Origin of the sequence: Nocardia brasiliensis (assembly GCF_042691675.1) — a bacterium.
In the GTDB taxonomy this organism is placed as follows: Bacteria; Actinomycetota; Actinomycetes; order Mycobacteriales; family Mycobacteriaceae; genus Nocardia; species Nocardia brasiliensis_D.
Genome location: NZ_CP170507.1, coordinates 2363609 through 2380977 on the forward strand (window position 1 = coordinate 2363609; position 17369 = coordinate 2380977).

Annotated in this window: 14 protein-coding genes and 1 tRNA gene; 7 read left to right on the forward strand and 8 right to left on the reverse strand. The window is 64.6% G+C overall.

Annotation, left to right across the window (positions count from 1 at the left end; translation table 11 throughout):
• Positions 1–640: 640 nt before the first annotated feature.
• The 7 genes from ACFK0J_RS11060 to ACFK0J_RS11090 all read right to left on the reverse strand — a co-directional run bounded on the left by ACFK0J_RS11060 (position 641) and on the right by ACFK0J_RS11090 (position 7196).
• Complete coding sequence (locus ACFK0J_RS11060) at positions 641–2317, reverse strand: AAA family ATPase (RefSeq protein ID WP_378739067.1); 1677 nt, start codon at positions 2315–2317, stop codon at positions 641–643.
• 908 nt (positions 2318–3225) lie between these two features.
• On the reverse strand, positions 3226–3867 hold the full coding sequence (locus tag ACFK0J_RS11065) for a hypothetical protein (RefSeq protein WP_378739069.1): 642 nt from the start codon (positions 3865–3867) through the stop codon (positions 3226–3228).
• Between the two features lie 71 nt (positions 3868–3938).
• Positions 3939–4475 (reverse strand): hypothetical protein, encoded by a 537-nt coding sequence (locus ACFK0J_RS11070; RefSeq protein WP_378739070.1) that lies wholly within the window; start codon positions 4473–4475, stop codon positions 3939–3941.
• 983 nt (positions 4476–5458) lie between these two features.
• Positions 5459–5530 (reverse strand) — tRNA-Val (locus tag ACFK0J_RS11075).
• 18 nt (positions 5531–5548) lie between these two features.
• Complete coding sequence (locus tag ACFK0J_RS11080) at positions 5549–6013, reverse strand: peroxiredoxin (RefSeq protein ID WP_218475613.1); 465 nt, start codon at positions 6011–6013, stop codon at positions 5549–5551.
• A gap of 76 nt (positions 6014–6089) precedes the next feature.
• Positions 6090–6512, reverse strand: a complete 423-nt coding sequence (locus ACFK0J_RS11085; protein ID WP_378739071.1) for a DUF3052 domain-containing protein — start codon at positions 6510–6512, stop codon at positions 6090–6092.
• A 126-nt stretch (positions 6513–6638) separates the two neighbouring features.
• On the reverse strand, positions 6639–7196 hold the full coding sequence (locus ACFK0J_RS11090; RefSeq protein ID WP_378739072.1) for a hypothetical protein: 558 nt from the start codon (positions 7194–7196) through the stop codon (positions 6639–6641).
• A gap of 233 nt (positions 7197–7429) precedes the next feature.
• Between ACFK0J_RS11090 and aceE the strand changes: the two genes are divergently transcribed.
• The 7 genes from aceE to ACFK0J_RS11125 all read left to right on the forward strand — a co-directional run bounded on the left by aceE (position 7430) and on the right by ACFK0J_RS11125 (position 16614).
• The gene (aceE, locus tag ACFK0J_RS11095) at positions 7430–10330 is read left to right on the forward strand and encodes a pyruvate dehydrogenase (acetyl-transferring), homodimeric type (protein ID WP_378739073.1); all 2901 of its coding nucleotides are present in this window, start codon (positions 7430–7432) and stop codon (positions 10328–10330) included.
• Positions 10331–10341: 11 nt separating this feature from the next.
• Entirely contained in the window at positions 10342–11676 is a 1335-nt protein-coding gene (locus tag ACFK0J_RS11100) for a PucR family transcriptional regulator (protein WP_378739074.1), read from the forward strand.
• Positions 11677–11804: 128 nt separating this feature from the next.
• The gene (locus tag ACFK0J_RS11105; protein ID WP_218475616.1) at positions 11805–12719 is read left to right on the forward strand and encodes an ACP S-malonyltransferase; all 915 of its coding nucleotides are present in this window, start codon (positions 11805–11807) and stop codon (positions 12717–12719) included.
• Positions 12720–12836: 117 nt separating this feature from the next.
• Positions 12837–13139 (forward strand): meromycolate extension acyl carrier protein AcpM, encoded by a 303-nt coding sequence (gene acpM, locus ACFK0J_RS11110; RefSeq protein WP_218475618.1) that lies wholly within the window; start codon positions 12837–12839, stop codon positions 13137–13139.
• Between the two features lie 10 nt (positions 13140–13149).
• Positions 13150–14400 (forward strand): KasA/KasB family beta-ketoacyl-ACP synthase, encoded by a 1251-nt coding sequence (locus ACFK0J_RS11115; protein ID WP_218475619.1) that lies wholly within the window; start codon positions 13150–13152, stop codon positions 14398–14400.
• Positions 14401–14592: 192 nt separating this feature from the next.
• Entirely contained in the window at positions 14593–16026 is a 1434-nt protein-coding gene (locus tag ACFK0J_RS11120; protein ID WP_378739076.1) for an acyl-CoA carboxylase subunit beta, read from the forward strand.
• A 99-nt stretch (positions 16027–16125) separates the two neighbouring features.
• Positions 16126–16614, forward strand: a complete 489-nt coding sequence (locus tag ACFK0J_RS11125) for a winged helix-turn-helix transcriptional regulator (protein ID WP_378739078.1) — start codon at positions 16126–16128, stop codon at positions 16612–16614.
• Here ACFK0J_RS11125 and ACFK0J_RS11130 read toward each other — a convergent pair.
• A complete protein-coding gene (locus ACFK0J_RS11130) occupies positions 16587–17282 on the reverse strand; it encodes a nitroreductase (RefSeq protein ID WP_378739080.1) in 696 nt (231 codons plus the stop codon). The genes ACFK0J_RS11125 and ACFK0J_RS11130 overlap by 28 nt on opposite strands.
• Positions 17283–17369: the final 87 nt, after the last annotated feature.

The window sequence follows — 17369 nt, forward strand, 5'->3', positions numbered from 1 at the left end:
GCGATGTGCCCGTACTGGTCGCCGTGCTACCGGAATTGCAGCCCGACGCCACCCAGCGCCAACGGGATAGCTGTGGCGAGCGTCAGTGGCGACGTTAAGACCACTTGTTCGTCAACGGCCCGGCTACATCGCCCGTCGACTCTTGCCAGGCGCTCAGCGCCGGAGTTGCCCAACGTGACGAGAGTGGACAAAGACCGCCGTGGATACCTGACGGCATCTCCAGAGATCTAATGGCATCTGCGGACCTAGCGGGACGCTACTCAAACCGTGCTGAACTGCGAGAACTCAAGGCTGTGCGTGCCAGATCGAGGTTGAGGGCGCGCTAGCGGTGCGTCGCCCCGGAGAAAGCTACCGAGCCCGGCAAGCTATTCCAGCATCAGCAACGACCAGACCGCTGAATCGATCCGCCGCGGATTAACTCGGCGCGGGCTGCTCCGGGGCGATCCGCAACCCGATAGGACACATACCCAATGATGAGGAGGAGGACGAGCAGTCCGCGCTGGAGCGGCTGTGCTCGCTGAGCTTGCTGGCACACTGGATCGAGGAAGCCGACCTGAAACTGTCTAGCCAAACCAATTGGGGGTGTGGCGCAGGAGTAGCATTCGAACGTGCTGGGTCCCGAGACGACCAAATGATGGAGTCAATTCTGGCGGTCTCGCGGTTCGTTACTGGTGCTGACGGACGCGACAAGTGCTTGGAATGCGCTGGTGATGTCGGCCGCGGTCAGCGTTGTGATCTCTTCAAGCGACGGCCGTTCAGACTCGCGGTAGCTGTTGGCGACCCACAGATCGCGCTGTGCAGCAGCTTTGCGGCATAGTTCACGGACGAAACGGCCGTTGCCGAGCCGGTTGACCAGCCCGGCATCGACTACCTCTTTGCAGCAAGAGGCCAAGGCGTCGGCGGACAGCTCGGTGAGGGCGTCGCCTTGGCTGTCAAAGGTGGACCGTGCTATCTGGATTAGTTCAGGCTGGGTGAAGGCGGGGAAATCTACGCGGGTAGTAAACCGCGATGCTAAGCCGGGATTCACGGCCAGCAGTTCGGTCATTTCTTCCGGGTATCCGGCGAGGACGATTACGAGTCGATGGCGATCATCCTCGGCTCGCTTCAGTAGGACCTGCACTGCCTCGGTACCGAACGCATCGCCGTTGCTGTAGCCGCTGTTGACCAACGCGTACGCTTCGTCAACAAACAACACCCCGTCGAGCGCGGAGTCGATGACTTTCGTTGTTTTGATGGCTGTTTCGCCTAGGTGCCGCCCGACGAGATCGACACGTTGGGTCTCGACGACATGTCCGCTATTGAGCAGGCCGAGGCCAGCGAAGATTTTGCCGATGATCCTGGCAACCGTTGTCTTGCCGGTGCCTGGTGGACCGGCGAACACGAAATGATGCAACGACGGCGCGGCTGAGAGTCCTTCCGCCTTGCGGAGGGCACTCATCCGCAGCTGTGCCTCTAGTGTTCGGATCTGACGCTTCACCGGTGTGAGACCCACCATGTCGTCGAGTTGCGTCATGGCTTCGGACAGCAAAGCCTCTCGATCCGTACTGATGACGGTATCCGCGAGGTCTTTGCCGTCGGCGTCCGGGGGTGGATGCGACAGCTCTTGCTCCTGTTTCATCGAGCTGGTCGTGGAGGTTCCGGTGTTGGCCTTCGCACGTTCCGCGACTCCCGGATACTCCGGGTTGTACCGGTAAGCACTCTGGAATTGTCGTAAAGCTTTCTCTGGTTTGTTCAGGCCTTCGTAGACCAGTCCTCGTGCAAAGGCGATCTCGGCCTGGAACCGCGGATGGTTGTTTAGCGCGTGGGGGAGTGGTGTGAGAACATCGAGCGCCTCGTGAAGGACTCCCTCCAGGATGAGCGCGAGCGCGACATACAGCTGGGACTCGTCCCGCAGGAACGCATCGTCGATCCCGTGTGCTGACTTCAGTACGAGGGCCCAGTCCCGCTTCAGGAATGCGTAGCGGGCGAAGAGGAAGCGAGTTTGGTCGCTGTCGAGTTTGGCGTTCGACATCACTTGCCATGCGAGATCGAGCCGCTCTTCGTTCAGTAGCTCGGCTACAGAGGCGTACCACAGATCGCGATCCGATTCCAGACGCACGCTCACATAGAGGCCGATGTCGAACCGCGATTCGAGGGGCGTGGAGAATTTTGTGCGCAGCGTGCCAAACGAGTGCTTGAACTGAAGAATCGCCTTGATTGCCTCGCCCTTGCGAAGCCCAGCGGCGTGCAGACCGAGCCATGCATCTGCAGCCGACGGATCGAGGTTGATTGCGGTCTGAAATGCCTCACCAGCAGCGGTGTGGTTGTCGGCGGCCAAGAATGCGACACCATCCAACCATGCTCGCTCTGCCGGTCGAACCATGGAGTACGGCACCGAACCTCTCGGCACAGCCGACATCACCCCTTTCGCTATCGGCAAATAATAGCAACCAGACTCGCCAGTGAGCATTGTGAAACTGGCCGTCACCCAACACGTTTGGATTTAAGTGGAAGCTGGCCGCCAGCGTGCTCGGCGATCGTCGAGAGACTATCGGCCTGCTTCCCATCCGTCAGGGTTTTTGCCGAAGACGCTGACGTTGACCTCATCTCGTGGTCGTGGGATACAGTCGTCCGCTGTGGGCGGCTCGTCACGTCACCAGGCTAGGTGTCGCCTGGAGTCGCCGAATACCTCGATGAGGTGCCGATGGGTGTTCAGGAGAGGACTTCGATTGGCCCAGGTGCGGCCCTCGTCTTCGCTATCCGCAGTCAGAAGTCCCGTCCGATCCGCGCAGTTCGCGGGAACAAGCCTGCCCACCGATCAAGAGACCTCCGGGCGTCACCGAAACTGCTGATCGACTAGCTGGAGCACCACGCCCGCACGAGCGAGTCCAACAACGCGCTGAAACTGTAGGAGGCTTGTCAGCAAGCCGCACGTCTGCGTGCTGTCTGACGGCGGCGAGGGTTCGGCAGATCGGACTAAGGCCGTGCTGGATCGGTGAGGGCTGGCCGTCGCTGTCAGAATCGTCAGCAGCCAGACCGGTCCTACGTGCCGGGTAACCACTGTGACTGCTGCAGCGCAATCGGGCCGCGCATTTGCACGGTAAACCTCGATCGCCATGTCCGGTCGCATGCTGCTCTCGGCAGATCGGGTGACGCTGCGGCTACGTCATGCACAGCATGACGATTCGCCTCGGTGTCTCGTCCCCGTGCACCCGAACGATTTTGTCGTGAATCCGTCTGCAATAGTCAGACAACGTTCACTGTCGTGGTCGCACGCTTACGTCGGCGGCTCAACCATTCTTGAAGTGTCTCGCGCACTTCGTCTTCCAGTTTGAGCGCAGCGGAAGAACCCGGAACCAGGTTCTCGAAGAGCCCGCAGGCCCAGTGTGACAGGAGCGTGCGCAACGCATCCGAACCGCTTGTCGACGCGACGAGACGATACCGGCCGCGACGTAGTTCTGATCCGAGGCCGAGCAGGTTGCGACCGTCGCCGAGGGCCGGACCTCGAGTCAGGAATTTGGCTTCGACGGCGACGATCAACGCCCGTGCCGATGGGTACTTCCGCTGCCCTGCCCGTACGCGCTTCGCTTCCGCATGAGTGAGAATCGCGATGTCGCACTCATGGCAGACTCCTGAACGACCCGGGAACGCAATCCCCAGATGGACTTCGAGTTTCTGTTCGCATCGGGTAGCTGTCGCTGGGAATGTCACGACTGCGAATGTGTACTCATCGCCTGACGAAAGCACGCCCGGCGCAGTTCGAAACCTGACATGTGCGGTCGGTGTTCGACCGTCGTTGGTCACGAGCACCGTGCCCCCAGCCTGTTCGGCGGCCCGCAATATGATCGCGAACAACGCCGCCTCGTACAAGTCGGTTGGCTGGGCCATCGATGAGTACCGACCTGACAGTGACAGCGATAGCGCTGTCTCGACCGCGTCCTTCAATTCTTGGGCTGAGATCACCGTTGTTCCCTCAGCTCAGCGAGAAGCTCGGACAGATCCTCCTGCACCTGAGCCCTAAGCATAGGGACGTCGTTCGTCTCGGCCATGACGATGCGGTCTTGACGTATGGTCGGCGCCCCGAACGCTACGGACCGAATCTCCCGATGGTGCAGAAAGTTGGTCAATTCCTTTTCAGACCCATCGACCACCTTGAGTAGCGTGATTAGAGCCTCGAGGAGAGTCTCCAAGGACAGGTCGCCGGAAAGCGGGCGGACCATATCAGGGCGTGGACCGCGATCGTTGTCGGACTGTGGCAGCTCTTCTGGGAGCTTCGCCACTATCAAGTCGTCCGGGTACTCCTCACCGGCAGTGTCTGGAAACTGTTCCTCTGGCGTGGACAGAGCGCTATCCATGACCCAGGCCTCCGAGGGGTCGTACAGCTCGACTTCTCGTCCGCCCCTGGCGACTTCACGGCGGATCTCGGCGGCGACATCCGGCAGCAATGCTGCGACTCGCCTCAACAACTCGACATACAACTCCGCACTGCCATCCATTGGCAACCCCTCCACCCGTCGATGTCCGAACACGCATCGAGAAACTCGAAACCAATCCAAACATACTGCCAGTAAACGGAGTCCACGATTCGTCGGCATCGAGAGTGTTTCTACACAAACGTGACTGAATCTTAGGTAGCTGGCCGATCCGTCTCGGCGATTGGACTCGAACAAGTCACATGAGTCGAAAGTGGTCAAAAGAACAGAAGCAAGCCGCTGCGAGCGCGCGTGCCGCACACGAGGTTGAGGCCAGAGCCGAGCGTGAACGCCGTTGTGCCGAAAAGCGAGCACGGTGGATACCAGAGGATTTGTGTCTCAGCTGGGAAGAGTTGAGCGCAGGCACGTCCTGTAATGGCTGCGGCCTCCCCTGGATTGACAACCTAGGGGAGTGGCCCACACTGGCAGAGACAGGCGCCGCGTGGGTGGAGTTCAAACTGCGGCACCCGGACTGCTACACGGCACGAATCTCGATGCAAGGTTCACGCCAGTACCACTGCGGGGAATGCTGTCCGCCGCCACGGATGTCGCCGCAGCAAGTTGAGCGAATCGCGGCATTGCTCAGGGAGGCGGCCAGCGGCCGCGCCGCCGAGATGAACGAGTCTTCGGAAGCTGCGAGCCAACGACGAGCTGCCGATCTGGCAGCTGTGCAGGAGAACTTGAGCGCCAGCGTCGAGCTGCTGCGAACGCTGAACGGCGTCTGGCGGAGTTGCGCAAGCAAGAGGGCACCGACGCCACCTAGCGCCTGCGGGATGGCTATGCCGAACGGCGGTGGCGACGTTGGACTACGTGTTTTGTCAACGGCTCGGCTACATCGCAACTCTTCGATGTCCGGGACCGGGGGCGCGGTTTGGGGGACCGGCGCACCGGGGAGGGGGTCCGGGGGCGAAGCCCGCCGGGCGGGGTGTGGGGGTTGCACCCCCACAAGAATGACGAAGCGAACCAGGCTCGCGCCTTCCGCGAGCAGGGTTCGCCCATGAGCGAAGTGGGCGCACGCGGGATCGAACCGCGGACCGCTGGTGTGTAAAACCAGTGCTCTACCGCTGAGCTATACGCCCTTGACCGTTACCGGCCGGTCATGAATCTAGCGCGGCGAGCGCTTTCTCCCAAGCCGCCTGGTCACGGGGCTCGCCGGGGCCGTTCATCTCGGAGAAACGGATGAGACCTTCGCGGTCTACGACGAAGGTGCCGCGGTTGGGGTAGCCGGATTTTTGGTTGAAGACGTCGTAGGCCTGGGCTACCGCGCCGTGCGGCCAGAAGTCGGAGAGCAGGGGGAAGGTGTAGCCCTGTTCGGCGGCCCAGATCTTGTGGGTGGGCGGCGGGCCGACGGAGATGGCGAGGATCTCGGCATTGTCGTTCTGGAACTTGGGGAGTTCGTCGCGCACCTTGCACAGCTCACCTTGGCAGATGCCGGTGAAGGCGAGCGGGTAGAAGACGATCAGCACGTTCTTCTTGCCGCGGTAATCCGACAGGCTGACGTCCTGGTTGTTCTGGTCCTTCAGCGTGAAATCCGGCGCGACAGTGCCAACTTCGAGCGGCATCGCAAATCCTCCATCGTGTCGGGTTTCCGCCGGGCGGCGCGATCACCGCCCGGCGACACCATAGCGAAAGGTAGGGTCAGCGCTGCTTCGAGGGCGCCTTCGGTTGGACCAGGCGGCTGCCCGCCCAGGTACCCAGGCTGATCGCCGAGGTCTGAGTCAGACCGGCGGTGGGTGCGGATTCAGCGATTTCGCTTGGATCGACGTGACCCGGCTGTCCGGTCTTGGGCGTGAGTACCCAGACGAAGCCTTCTTCGGAGAGCGGACCGATCGCATCCATCAGTGCGTCGACCAGATCTCCGTCCCCGTCGCGCCACCACAGCAGCACGACGTCGATTACTTCATCGGATTCCTCGTCGACAAGTTCACTGCCGATGGACTCTTCGACGTCGGCTCTCAAGTCGTCGTCGACGTCCTCGTCCCAGCCCAATTCCTGGACAACCAAGCCGTGTGTAATGCCAAGCTTCTGAGCGTAGTTCTGCGCGTCCGCCGCGGCGACCACGGTGGTGTCCTCCTCAACTCCCGACAATAGGTAGTTGCAAGCGAACATGGTTATGGCCTCCAGCGCAAGCCGATCCGGAGAAATAGGCCCGGAATGTCGCGTGACATTGTCGCGTCATGGACCGTTTCAGCGCTTGGGGCAGGCGTCGCGGACGGCGTTGCGCGCGTCGTTGACCCGCCTACTTGCCTCGTTGAGCGGCCCGACGGGTGCGGTGTAGGTCATCTTGCGGGTCTCGGCGGCCAGTGCGCGTGCCGCTGTGACGTAGTCGGTAAATTTTCCGGCGAGATCTTCGGGCAGCGAGTCCTTGGCGGTGCTCACGCCGGCCTCCACCTTGTTCGCGGCGTCATCCAGGGTTGACGCGGCCAGCTCCCGCTTGTCGGCGTAGTCGGGAGCGTTGGCGTCGTGCGCGTCGACGAATTCGTTGTACTTGGCGACTCCGACCCCGGTGGTGGTCGGGAACTGAGCACAGTTGTCGGTGATCGCCTTCGACTGCGCCGCAGCGCGCTTGGATGAGGTAGCCGCCGCCGAGGAGGCCGCCGCCTCCGTCTTGTAGGCCGCTAGATCAGCGGTATTGGGATTCGCCGTGCCCTCGACCCGGTTCGCGCATCCCGCGACGACCAAGCCGACGACGACCGCTCCGGTCGCGCACATCAATCCGAACCCGCGTGGGTCCAGCGTCTTCATCGTCCTCCCGTATGCCTGCGCCTCTCGGGCGTCGAAAACTACAGCGGCCTCGGCTCATGTTGCCCAGCGCACGGTACTGGATTTACTGCTGACATGATGACCTGGGGCACACCATCGGCAAGGATGGAGGGTGCGCCCGAACCTTTCGTAAAACGGGTGGTACGCAAACCCACGCGCTACTACTCGGGGATACCGACGCCATCCGCATGTCCACCCCTGTACGAGGAGCAGATTTGACCGACCTGATCCACTCTTCCGCTCCAGCGCAACCCGCTGGATCCGATCCCGCCGCAGGCCGCGATCCGAACGGATCGCCGGCCCAGCCGACCGAGCGCGTGCGGGTTATCCGCGAAGGGGTGGCGTCCTACCTACCGGACATCGACCCGGAGGAAACCAGCGAATGGCTCGAGTCGTTCGATGAAATGCTCGACCGTGAAGGCCCCGGCCGAGCGCGTTACCTCATGCTCCGTCTGTTGGAGCGGGCCGGTGAACGCCGTGTCGCCATCCCCGCCTTGACGTCCACCGATTACGTCAACACCATCCCCACCGAAAACGAGCCGTGGTTCCCCGGCGACGAGGAGGTGGAGCGGCGCTTCCGCGCCTGGATCCGGTGGAACGCCGCGATCATGGTGCATCGCGCGCAGCGCCCGGGAATCGGTGTCGGCGGCCATATTTCGACCTACGCGTCCTCGGCGGCGCTGTACGAGGTCGGCTTCAACCACTTCTTCCGCGGCAAGGACCACTCCGGCGGCGGCGATTCGATCTTCATCCAGGGGCACGCCTCGCCGGGCATCTACGCGCGCGCGTTCCTGGAGGGCAGGCTCAGCACCGACCGGCTCGACGGCTTCCGGCAGGAATACAGCCACGGCGGCCCCGGCCACGGTGTGCCGTCGTACCCGCACCCGCGGCTGATGTCGGACTTCTGGGAATACCCCACCGTCTCCATGGGCCTGGGCCCGATGAACGCCATCTACCAGGCGCGGTTCAACCACTACCTGCACGATCGCGGCATCAAGGACACCTCCGATCAGCATGTGTGGGCGTTCCTCGGCGACGGTGAGATGGACGAGCCGGAGTCGCGCGGTCTCGCGCACGTCGCGGCGCTCGAGGGCCTGGACAACCTGACGTTCGTGGTCAACTGCAACTTGCAGCGGCTGGACGGCCCGGTGCGCGGCAACGGCAAGATCATCCAGGAGTTGGAGTCGTTCTTCCGCGGCGCGGGTTGGAACGTCATCAAGGTGATCTGGGGTCGCGAGTGGGACGCGCTGCTCGGCGCCGATCGCGATGGCGCGCTGGTGAACCTGATGAACACCACGGCCGACGGCGACTACCAGACCTACAAGGCCAACGACGGCGCTTACGTCCGTGACCACTTCTTCGGGCGCGACCCGCGCACCAAGGCGCTCGTGCAGGACCTGTCCGACCAGGACATCTGGAACCTCAAGCGCGGCGGTCACGACTACCGCAAGGTGTACGCCGCCTACGCGGCCGCGATGGCGCACAAGGGTCAGCCGACGGTGATCCTGGCCAAGACCATCAAGGGCTACACCCTCGGCAAGCACTTCGAGGGCCGCAACGCCACGCACCAGATGAAGAAGCTGACCCTGCAGGACCTCAAGGACTTCCGTGACCTGCAGCGGATTCCGATCAGCGACGCGGAGTTGGAGAAGGATCCGTACCTGCCCCCGTACTACCACCCGGGCATGGAGTCGCGCGAGATCCAGTACATGCTGGATCGCCGCCGGGCGCTCGGCGGGTTCCTCCCCGAACGGCGCACCACGGCAAAGCCGCTGCAACTTCCCGGCGACGAGGCGTACAAGTCGGTGCGCAAGGGTTCGGGCAAGCAGAACGTGGCCACCACCATGGCGCTGGTCCGGTTGATGAAGGAGCTGCTGCGGGACAAGGAGATCGGCAAGCGGATCGTGCCGATCATCCCCGACGAGGCCCGTACCTTCGGTATGGACTCGTGGTTCCCTTCGTTGAAGATCTACAACCGGAACGGCCAGTTGTACACATCGGTCGACGCCGAGTTGATGCTTGCCTACAAAGAGAGCACCGTCGGGCAGATCCTGCACGAGGGCATCAACGAGGCCGGATCGACCGCCTCGTTCACCGCGGCGGGCACCTCGTACGCCACCCACGGCGAGCCGATGATCCCGCTGTACATCTTTTACTCGATGTTCGGCTTCCAGCGCACCGGCGACGGACTATGGGCGGCGGCGGACCAACTCGCCCGCGGCTTCGTGCTCGGAGCAACCGCCGGGCGAACCACGCTGACCGGTGAGGGTCTGCAGCACAACGACGGCCACTCGCTGCTGCTCGCCGCCACCAACCCGGCCGTGGTCACCTACGACCCGGCGTTCGCCTTCGAGATCGCGCACATCGTGCGGGACGGCCTGCGTCGGATGTACGGCGGCGGCACCCCGGAACCGGGACCGTACGCGCTGCCCGGGACCGACACCCGCAAGGCGGACGGCGGCTTCGGCGGCGAGGACGTTTTCTACTACATCACCCTCTACAACGAGCCGTACCAGCAGCCCGCCGAGCCGGAAGATGTCGACATCGCCGGTCTGCTCAAGGGCATCTACCTGTACAAGCCCGGTGGCGAAGGCGATGTGCGGGCGCAGATCCTGGTCTCCGGCGTCACCGTGCCGGACGGCCTGCGCGCGCAGGCGCTGCTGGCCGAGGACTGGGGCGTGCAGGCCGACGTCTGGTCGGTGACCTCGTGGGGTGAGCTCCGCAAGGAGGCGCTGAACAAGGAAATCGCCGCGCTGCGTTTCCCGGACGAGGATCACGGCACCCCGTACGTCACCGAGGCGCTGTCGCGGGTCGATGGCCCGTACGTCGCCGCGACGGACTGGATGCGCGCGGTGCCGGATCAGGTGCGCAAGTGGGTACCCGGCGACTTCATCACCCTCGGCACGGACGGCTTCGGCTTCTCCGACACCAGGGCCGCCGCCCGGCGCGTTTTCAATGTCGACGCGCAATCGATCGTGGTGGCAGCGCTGTCCGGGCTCGCCAAGGCCGGAAAGATCGACACTGCCAAGGTGATCGAGGCCGCGAACAAGTACCGCATCGATGACGTCGACGCCGCGCCGAAGAACGCGTCGAGTTCCGATGGGGACGGCGAGTAGCGGACGATTGGATGGTGGACCGTAAACCGCCGCGGCCGCGACGGATCTCCGAGGGCTCTTCCGAGCACGAGGTGTATCTGCCGACGGGCGCGCTCTCCCCGAACCGGCAAACCCGCGACCCACTCCCGGACACGCTGCTCAAACGCGTGAAGCAGTTCTCTGGACGCCTCTCGACGGAGGCGGTCGGGTCGATGCAGGATCGGTTGCCGTTCTTCGCCGATCTGGACGCCGCGCAACGCGCCGGTGTCCAGATGCTGGTGCAGACCGCGGTGGTGAACTTCCTGGAATGGCTACAGGACCCGGACAGCGACATCCGGTTCAGCCTCGATGCGTTCCAGGTGATTCCGCAGGATCTGGCGCGGCGGCTGACGCTGCGCCAGACCGTGGACATGGTCCGGGTGGCCATGGAGTTCTTCGAACAGTGGCTGCCCGCGCTCGCGCGCAACGACCGGCAGCTGGTCGCGCTCACCGAGGCGGTGTTGCGGTACGGGCGTGAGCTCGGGTTCGCCGCCGCCTCGGTGTACGCCAGCGCCGCCGAATCGCGCGGCGCGTGGGACACCCGCCTGGAAGCGCTCGTCGTCGACGCCGTGGTGCGCGGCGACACCGGCCCGGACATGCTGTCCCGGGCCGCCACACTGAACTGGGATGCCACCGCGCCGGCGACCGTGCTGGTCGGCACCCCGCCCGGCGAGCAGGGGGTGTCGTCGGTGGGGTCGGTGCACGCCATCGCCGCCAGGCACGGCCGGGCCGCGCTGGCCGTGGTGCAGGGCACCCGGCTGGTGATGGTGGTCAGCGGCCATCTCGGCGACTCCTCCTATATATCTCCGTTCCTGGCGGATCTGCTGGCCGAGGTCTTCTCCGACGGGCCCGTGGTGATCGGCCCGACCACCCGCACGCTCGGCGCCGCGCACGCCAGCGCGGTCGAGGCGCTGGCGGGAATGGAGGCCGTGGTGGGCTGGCGCGGCGCGCCACGCCCGGTGCATGCGACCGAATTGCTGCCGGAACGCGCATTGCTCGGCGATCGAGCTGCGATCGACGCGTTGAACGAGTATCTTGTCCTTCCGTTGGCCTCGGCGGGATCGTCACTGGCGGACACACTCGAGGCCTATCTGGATTGCGGTGGCGCTGTCGAGACGTGTGCGCGCCAGTTGTACGTCCATCCAAATACCGTTCGCTACCGCCTCAAACGGATTGCCGAAATCACGGGTCGTGATCCGATGAATCCGAGGGACGCGTATGTGCTCCGGATCGCCGCCACAGTAGGTCGTTTGACACGAACCCGTAACGAACCGTCAACACCTACCCCAGAGGCCACTCACTTCGCATTGGGCAACGAGGGTCTGTAACGGAATCCGTGGGTCGTTCGATCCGGACGGCCCACGTGGCCTTTTGTGGGACTCCCACAAAACGCGGAGGCAAGCTTCATTCGCGTCGACATCTCCCGCGAGCCACTTCACAGTGTTCTCTTAGGGGTGTGATCGCTTTGTTCGCCCCTGGACAGGGGTCCCAGACTCCCGGCATGCTCGCGCCTTGGCTCGATCTCCCCGGCGCGACCGATCGGCTCACTCTCTGGTCCATGGCCTCCGGCCTGGATCTGGTTCGTCTCGGTACCACCGCGACGGCTGAGGAAATCACCGACACTGCGGTGACCCAGCCACTCGTGGTGGCCGCCGCGTTGCTCGCCCATGCGGAAATCCCCACGGATTCACTTCCGACCGCTACCATCGTCGCCGGGCACTCGGTCGGTGAACTCGCCGCTGCCGCGGTCGCCGGAGTGATCTCTCCGGACGAGGCAGTGTTGTTGGCCGCCATCCGCGGAGCGGAGATGGCCAAGGCGTGCGCGTTGGAACCGACCGGCATGTCCGCGGTGCTCGGTGGCGATGAGGCCACCGTGCTCGCACGGCTCGCGGAACTCGACCTCGTTCCGGCCAACCGCAACGCGGCGGGCCAGATCGTGGCCGCGGGTCGGTTGGACGCGCTGGCGGAACTCGCCGCGAACCCGCCGGAGAAGGCAAGGGTTCGCGCGCTGCCCGTCGCGGGTGCCTTCCACACCGAGTTCATGGCCCCGGCACAGGACGCTGTGACCGAAGCCATAGCGCAGATCGTGCCGAAAGACCCGACCCGGACGCTGCTGTCGAACTTCGACGGCAAGCCGGTCACCTCGGGACGCGACGCGGTCAACAAGCTCGCCGCGCAGGTCACCCGGCCCGTCCGCTGGGACCTGTGCACCGAAACTGTCAGGCAGGCAGAGGTTTCCATGGTGGCGGAGTTGCCGCCCGCCGGCACCCTCGTCAACATGGCGAAACGGGAGATGAAGGGCACTCGAACGCTGGCCCTGAAGACCCCGGAAGACATCCCCGCGTTGGCCGGGCTCAGCATCTCCGGCTAGCTTTCCCCCGCGGCCATGCATCGATATGCACGGCTGTGATCAAGACGGACGTAACCCTCGGCCGTCTCGATCCGAAAACAGTACGAGCCCTACAAAGAATAAGAAGGGAGCCACGAAGTGGCCGCTCTGACCCAGGAACAAATCGTCGAGGAACTCGGCAAGATCATCGAAGAGGTGACGGGTATCGAACCCTCCGAGGTGACGATCGAGAAGTCCTTCGTCGATGACCTGGACATCGACTCGCTGTCCATGGTCGAGATCGCGGTGCAGACCGAGGACAAGTACGGCGTGAAGATCCCGGACGAGGATCTGGCCAGTCTGAAGACGGTCGGCGACGCGGTCGCCTACATCCAGAAGCTCGAGGCGGAGAACAGCGAAGCCGCCGCGGAGCTCAAGGCCAAGTTCGACAACGCCGAGTAGGGCCGACACTGTGACCACTCCTTCCACCTTGAACGGGAATTTCCCCAACGTCGTCGTCACTAGCCTGGCGGCGACCACGTCGATCGCTGGTGACGTCGATGCGACGTGGAAGGGACTCCTCAACGGCGAGAGCGGTATCGACGTTCTCGAGGATTCCTTCGTCGAGGAATACGACCTTCCGGTCCGCATCGGCGGTCACCTGAAGGTTCGGCCCGAGACCCTGCTCACCCGAGTCGAGTGCCGGCGCATGGCGTACGTCGAGCAGCTCGCGACCGTGCTCGGTCGCGAAGTCTGGCGTAACGCGGGCAGCCCGGAGGTCGACCCGGAGCGGCTGGGTGTGGCCATCGGCACCGGGTTGGGTGGCGGCGACGCCCTCATCGACTCGGTCGACAAGCTGAAGAACGGTGGCTATCGCAAGATTTCGCCGTTGGCAGTGCAGATGGTCATGCCGAACGGTCCGTCGGCCGTTGTCGGCCTCGAACTGAAGGCCAGGGCAGGAGTGGTCACTCCGGTCTCGGCATGCTCGTCCGGCTCCGAGGCCATCGCCAACGCGTGGCGGATGATCGTCATGGGCGATGCGGACATCGTCGTCACCGGTGGCGTCGAGGGTTACATCGACTCGGTGCCGATCGCGGCGTTCAGCATGATGCGTGCCATGAGTACCCGCAACGACGATCCGAAGGGTGCCTCGCGTCCGTTCGACAAGGATCGCGACGGTTTCGTCTTCGGTGAGGCGGGCGCTCTGATGGTCGTGGAGACCGAGGAGCACGCCAAGGCTCGTGGGGCCACCATCCACGCTCGCCTGATGGGTGCCGGTATCACCTCGGACGGCTTCCACCTCGTTGCTCCCGCCCCGGATGGGGTGGGTGCCGCACGCGCGATGAAGCGGGCGATGCAGACCGCGGGTCTGACCGCGAAGGACATCACCCACGTCAACGCGCACGCGACCGCGACGCCGATCGGTGACACCGCCGAGGCGAACGCGATCACCTTGGCCGTGGGCAACCACGCCTCGGTCTATGCCCCGAAGTCCGCGCTCGGACACTCGATCGGCGCCGTCGGCGCGCTCGAGTCGGTACTCACGGTGCTCAGCATCCGGGACGGCATCGTCCCGCCCACGCTGAACCTGGAGAACCAGGACCCGGCGATCGACCTCGACGTGGTGCACGGCGAGGCGCGTCGTCAGGAGATCGAGTACGCGATCAACAACTCCTTCGGTTTCGGTGGGCACAATGTCGCGCTCGCCTTCGGTCGGGCATAGCCGCTGTAACTATTTCAGTCTGTGCGGAGCCCTCCGTGGTTACGCAAGCTGCCGCCTCCGGGCTTGACCGCACAGACTGGTGATCGACTGCACAACGATCCCCGGCGGGCATCGGGCTCTTGGCTCGATGTCCGCCGGTTCGACATTCGCAGCCGCGTTGCGGCGTACTCATCGAGGTGAGGAGAAAGCGCGATGACAACTATGGCTCCCGCGTTGCCACCAGAGACGGCGATCGATCCGCGTGATCCACTCGGTCGACTACAGCGTTTCTTCGATCCCGGCACCGTTCTTCCACTTCACCCGCGCAACAAGTCCGGTGTGCTCGCCGCCATCGGCGAGGTCGACGGTGTCCGCACCGTGGCCTACTGCTCCGACGCCACCGTCATGGGCGGCGCGATGGGTGTCGAGGGTTGCAAGCACATCGTCGACGCGATCGACACCGCCATCGACTCCGGCATTCCGGTCGTCGGCATCTGGCATTCCGGCGGCGCTCGGCTGGCCGAGGGCGTCGAGGCGCTGCACGCGGTCGGCCTGGTCTTCGAGGCCATGGTCCGCGCGTCCGGCCTGGTACCGCAGATTTCCGTGGTCGTCGGCTTCGCCGCCGGTGGCGCCGCCTACGGTCCGGCACTGACCGACATCGTGATCATGGCGCCCGAGGGACGGATCTTCGTCACCGGCCCCGATGTGGTGCGCAGCGTGACCGGCGAGCAGGTCGACATGGCCACCCTGGGCGGACCGGTGACGCACGGCAAGAAGTCCGGCGTCACCCACATCGTCGCCGAGGACGAGTCGGACGCCATGCATCGCGCACGTCGGCTGGTGTCGATGTTCGCCGAGCAAGGCGAGTTCGATCTGGTGGCGGCCGAGCACGGCGACGTCGACCTGAAGGCGATGCTGCCGGAGTCGGCCAAGCGCGCCTACGACGTGAAGCCGATCATTCACGAGCTGCTCGACAACGTCGATGGGGAAAGCTCCTTCGAGGAGTTGCAGGGCGGTTACGCGCGCAGCATCGTCACCGGTCTCGGCCGGCTCGGTGGCCGCACCGTCGGTGTGCTCGCCAACAATCCGATCCGGCTCGGCGGCTGCTTGAACTCCGAAAGTGCCGAGAAGGCAGCGCGTTTCGTGCGGCTGTGCAACTCGTTCGGTATCCCGCTGATCGTGCTCACCGACGTGCCGGGTTACCTGCCCGGCGTCAGCATGGAGTGGGAAGGCGTGGTGCGTCGTGGCGCCAAGCTGCTGCACGCGTTCGCCGAGGCACGGGTACCGCGCGTCACCCTGGTCACCCGCAAGATCTACGGTGGCGCCTACATCGCGATGAACGCCCGCTCGCTGGGCGCGACCGCGGTCTACGCGTGGCCCGGGTCGGAGGTCGCGGTGATGGGTGCCAAGGCCGCCGTCGGCATCCTGCACAAGAAGGCATTGGCAGCCGCCCCCGACGATGAACGGGAAGCCCTGCACGAGCGCCTGACCGCCGAGCACGAGCGCATCGCGGGCGGAGTCGAGCGGGCCATCGCGATCGGCGTGGTGGATCAGGTGATCGACCCGGCGAAGACGCGCAGCACCATTGCCGCCGCGCTGGCCGCCGCACCGTCACGGGCCAGCCACCTGAAGAACATTCCGCTCTGATCCGAAGACCGAAACAATGGGCAAGACTTCCCGTATCCGAGCACGGGGTGAGCCGCCGTGCTCGGCCGGAATCGAGGACCGGCTCGGTAGCATCGACAGGTGCGCTACGAAGAACTTGCCGACGTGCCGTGTTCGATCACGCGCCCGCTCGTGATCTTCGGCGACCGCTGGACCCTGCTGATCCTGAAGTTCGCGTTCTCCGGTATCCGCCGCTTCAACGGCTTCCAGAGTGCGCTCGGCATCTCTCGCAGCCGTCTACAGGACCGGCTCGACCGGCTGATCGAACACGGCATTCTGGTGAAGAAGAAGGCCGCGGTCGGCGCGCACGAGGAGTACCGGCTCACGCAGAAGGGCCACGACATCTATCCGATCCTCATGGCCATCCGGGACTGGGGCGATACCTATATGGCACCCGCCGGGCCGCCCGTGCGTTACGCCCATCAAGGGTGTTCGGGTGAAGCGCACGCGAAGCTCGAATGTGACGGCTGCGGAAGCGAATTGACCGCACGCGACGTGCTCCCTGAAGCCGGGCCCGGCCTGCTCGAGCCGGTTGAATCGGCTCAGTCGGTGAACCAGGTCGCGACCTGATCCAGGTTCGCGCGCGAGGTGCGGAACCCGTTGACCGGATGCTCGGTGTCCGGGTAACCGAAGGAGATTCCGGCGACCACCCGGCGGTGCTCGGGGATGCCGAAGTAGGCGCGCACGAACGGCGCATACGAGGCGAGCGCGGCCTGCGGCGACGCGCCGAGCCCGAGGCTCTGCGCGCCGAGCAGGAAGTTGCCGATATAGAGGCCGCAGTCGACGCCACCGTAGAAGCCCAGGTCGGCCTCCGTCGTCACGATCGCCACGTGGGGTGCGTCGAACAGCTCGAAATTGCGCACGGCCTGCCGCATAGTCTTTTCGTGATCGCCTTTGCTGATCCCGACGCTCTCGTACAGACGCGTGCCGCACTCGCGACGACGATCCCGGAACACCCCGGTGTACTGCGCGGGGAACGCGAAATCCGGCTCCGGGGTTGCGGTTTGGATGTGGGCCAACAATTCTTCGCGGAACCGGTCGGTGCCCGCACCCTCGGTCACCACGAGCTGCCACGGCTGGGTGTTGCACCAGGAGGCGCTGCGCTGGGCCAGTCGCAGCAGCGCTTCGATGGTCCCCCGCGGGACCGGGTCGGCCAGGAACTGCCGACAGGTCCAGCGCTCGTCGAGCAGCCGAGCCAACAGTGTGTGCTGCGCTGTATCCACGTCGGCCACCGGCATGCCCGCTCCTCAATTCAGTTCCATTACGAGACTGAACGCTAGCATCGGAAGACGCGGCGCGAAACGGCCCGAGACCCGGGGTCTGCG